Genomic DNA, 2969 nt, shown 5'->3' with positions numbered 1-2969 from the left:
GGCCCACGCCACACCGGGCTCGGATTGCTTGATCTTTGCGGGCGCTGGGGCGAGTTGGGTTCTTTAGGTTCTTGCATACGGCGGGGTGGTCGAGAAGCGTCTTGCGGTGCCCGCCCCCGGGCGGCCGCGCGGGCGGCCTTCGTGGGCTTACGCGCTGTCTTACGTCGTGGCGATGACGCTTCGCGTGTGGCTGCGTCTGGGTAAGGTGTCTGACACCCCGGTGAGATGGGCGTCATGCCGAGTTCACCTCCATAGGGTGTCAGACACCGGCGGCAGCGACCAACGGCATATTTGTAAGACTGATTCGGGTGTCTGACACCCGAATCATCAGCGCCATTTGATCTGCTATCCATTAATCGTCATTTGAACTCCAGTGCCCGATGGGCGGCGCGCGTACGGGTCGGCAAGCTGACATTGTCCGTCGCCGCGCGCCGCCCATCACCGCCCCACCCCCGTATTGGAGCGCCCATTAGCAACCACCTCTCCGCCAGCGCGCAAGCGCACACCGCCCCGACGTCCCACCGCTCATATGCCGGGTTGCCGCCGTCCGGGCGGCAGCAACCCGGCGACCCCGCAAATCCCCTTCCCTGCACACAGGCCTTGTAGCGCGCAAACCAAAGACCCTAGTAGCACGGCGTCGCGGTCACCGGGGAGGCGAGCGCCGTCGATGCGCCCGAGGGAATCTGAAGGCAGTCGCCGAAGGCGACAACGAAGATGACGACGGGGGAGTCCGGAGCGAAGGCTCCGGACCGCAATCGTGGGCGATCGCCTCCCCGGTGACCGCGGCGTCGGGCGACCTACGAAGTCCGTAACGCCCACGAAAAACCGGACGCTACGAAGTCAGCGACGCCCCAGAAAAAACCAACGTCCAAACAAAAAAAGGCCCTGCATCAGCAAGGCCTTCCATCCAAAGCACTCAGCAGCACCCAATCCGCTTCTTCCCCCCGTACCGCGCCTCCTGGCGCTCCCGGAAGAAATCCTCATAGCTCATTGGCTCCTGCTCAGGATGCGTCCGCCGCATATGCTCGACATACGTCTCGTAATCCGGCACGCCAACCATCAACCGGAGCGTCTGCCCCAGATACCGGCCGGCGGCGCCGGCCGCTGAAGTCATATTGCTGAACAGCATGCGGCTTCTCCTGGATGAAGGTCAGTCCGCGCCAGCCGCAGCGGCTGCGGGCAGCGACTCGTAGGGCGTTTCGCGGGACGTCGGCTTGTTCTCGTTGCGGGCGCGCTGCACCGACTTCAAACCGAACACCACGATGCTCACCACGACAAAGATGAAGATCGCGCACAGCCCGGCGTTGATGTAGTCGTTCATCACCACCCGCGACATCTCGCCCAGCGACTTCGCCGGCGCCAGCACCTTGCCTTCGGCAATCGCGGCGTTGTACTTGTCGGCGTGGGCCAGGAAGCTCACGCGCGGGTCCGAATGGAACAGCTTCTGCAGACCGGCCGTCAGCGTGCAAGCCAGCAGCCAGAGCGTCGGCAGCACCGTCACCCACGCATAGCGGTCGCGCTTCATCTTGAACAGGACCACCGTGCCCAGCGTCAGCGCAATCGCGGCCAGCATCTGGTTGGCGATGCCGAAGAGCGGCCACAGCGTGTTGATGCCGCCCAGCGGATCCACCACGCCCTGATACAGGAAGTAGCCCCACGCCGCCACGCACAGGCCCGTGGCGATCAGGTTTGCCGGCAGCGAATCCGTGCGCTTGAGCGACGGCGCGAACGTGCCCAGCAGATCCTGCAGCATGAAGCGGCCCGCGCGGGTGCCGGCGTCAACGGCCGTCAGGATGAACAGCGCTTCGAACAGGATGGCGAAGTGATACCAGAATGCCATCATGCCCGGACCGCCCAGCGCCTGATGCAGGATGTGGGCCATGCCCACCGCCAGCGTCGGGGCGCCGCCGGCGCGCGAGATGATCGTGCTTTCGCCTACGTCCTTGGCCGTCTGCACCAGATCGGCCGGCGTGATCACGAAGCCCCAGCTCGACACCACCTGGGCGACCTGCTCAGGCGACGTGCCGATCACGGCCGCCGGGCTGTTCATTGCGTAGTAGATGCCCGGCTCGATCACGCAAGCCGCGACCAGCGCCATGATGGCGACGAACGATTCCATCAGCATGCCGCCGTAACCGATGTAGCGGGCCTGGGTTTCGTTCTCGATCAGCTTGGGCGTCGTGCCCGAGGAGATCAGCGCGTGGAAGCCCGACACCGCGCCGCAGGCGATGGTGATGAAGAGGAACGGGAACAGGTTGCCCGACCACACCGGACCGGTGCCGTCGACGAACTGCGTCAGCGCGGGCATCTTCAGTTCGGGGGCCACGACCACGATGCCGATCGCCAGACCGACGATCGTGCCGATCTTCAGGAAGGTCGACAGGTAGTCACGCGGGGCCAGCAGCAGCCACACGGGCAGCACCGAGGCGATGAAGCCGTAGACGATCAGGATCCAGGTCAGGCCCTTGCCGTCGAAGTCGAACATCGGGCCGATGACCGGATGCGCGGCCACGTCCTGACCGAACGTGATGGCCGCCATCAGGCCGACGAAGCCGATGATGGAAACCTCGCCGATCTTGCCCGGACGGATGTAGCGCAGGTACACGCCCATGAAGAGCGCGATGGGAATGGTCGCGGCCACCGTGAAGGTGCCCCACGGCGAGTGCGTCAGCGCCTTTACGACGATCAGCGCCAGCACGGCCAGGATGATGACCATGATCATGAACGCGCCGAACAGCGCGATCACGCCCGGGATCTTGCCCAGTTCCGACTTGACCAGGTCGCCCAGCGAGCGGCCGTCGCGGCGGGTCGAGATGAAGAGGATCGTGAAGTCCTGCACGGCGCCGGCGAACACGACGCCGGCCAGGATCCACAGCATTCCCGGCAGGTAGCCCATCTGCGCGGCCAGCACCGGTCCGACCAGGGGGCCCGCACCGGCGATGGCGGCAAAGTGGTGGCCGAACAGCACG

At 65.3% G+C, this 2969-nt stretch carries 2 protein-coding genes; both read right to left on the bottom strand.

The window, feature by feature from the left end:
• Window positions 1–916: 916 nt before the first annotated feature.
• Window positions 917–1129, bottom strand: a complete 213-nt coding sequence (locus B2W22_RS23630; RefSeq protein ID WP_105238611.1) for a YbdD/YjiX family protein — start codon at window positions 1127–1129, stop codon at window positions 917–919.
• Window positions 1130–1150: 21 nt separating this feature from the next.
• Window positions 1151–2969 (bottom strand): carbon starvation CstA family protein (locus tag B2W22_RS23625; protein WP_286939740.1); only part of this gene is annotated, 1819 nt, incomplete at its 5' end.

It is taken from the genome of Achromobacter sp. UBA4530 (assembly GCF_002388205.1).
Taxonomy (GTDB): domain Bacteria; phylum Pseudomonadota; class Gammaproteobacteria; order Burkholderiales; family Burkholderiaceae_B; genus Achromobacter; species Achromobacter animicus.
This window is presented reverse-complemented; position numbering and strand designations above follow the sequence as displayed.

Coding starts and splice junctions, on each gene's coding strand:
- B2W22_RS23630 (WP_105238611.1), bottom strand. CDS start 1,129: ATGCTGTTCAGCAATATGACTTCAGCGGCCGGCGCCGCCGGCCGGTAT.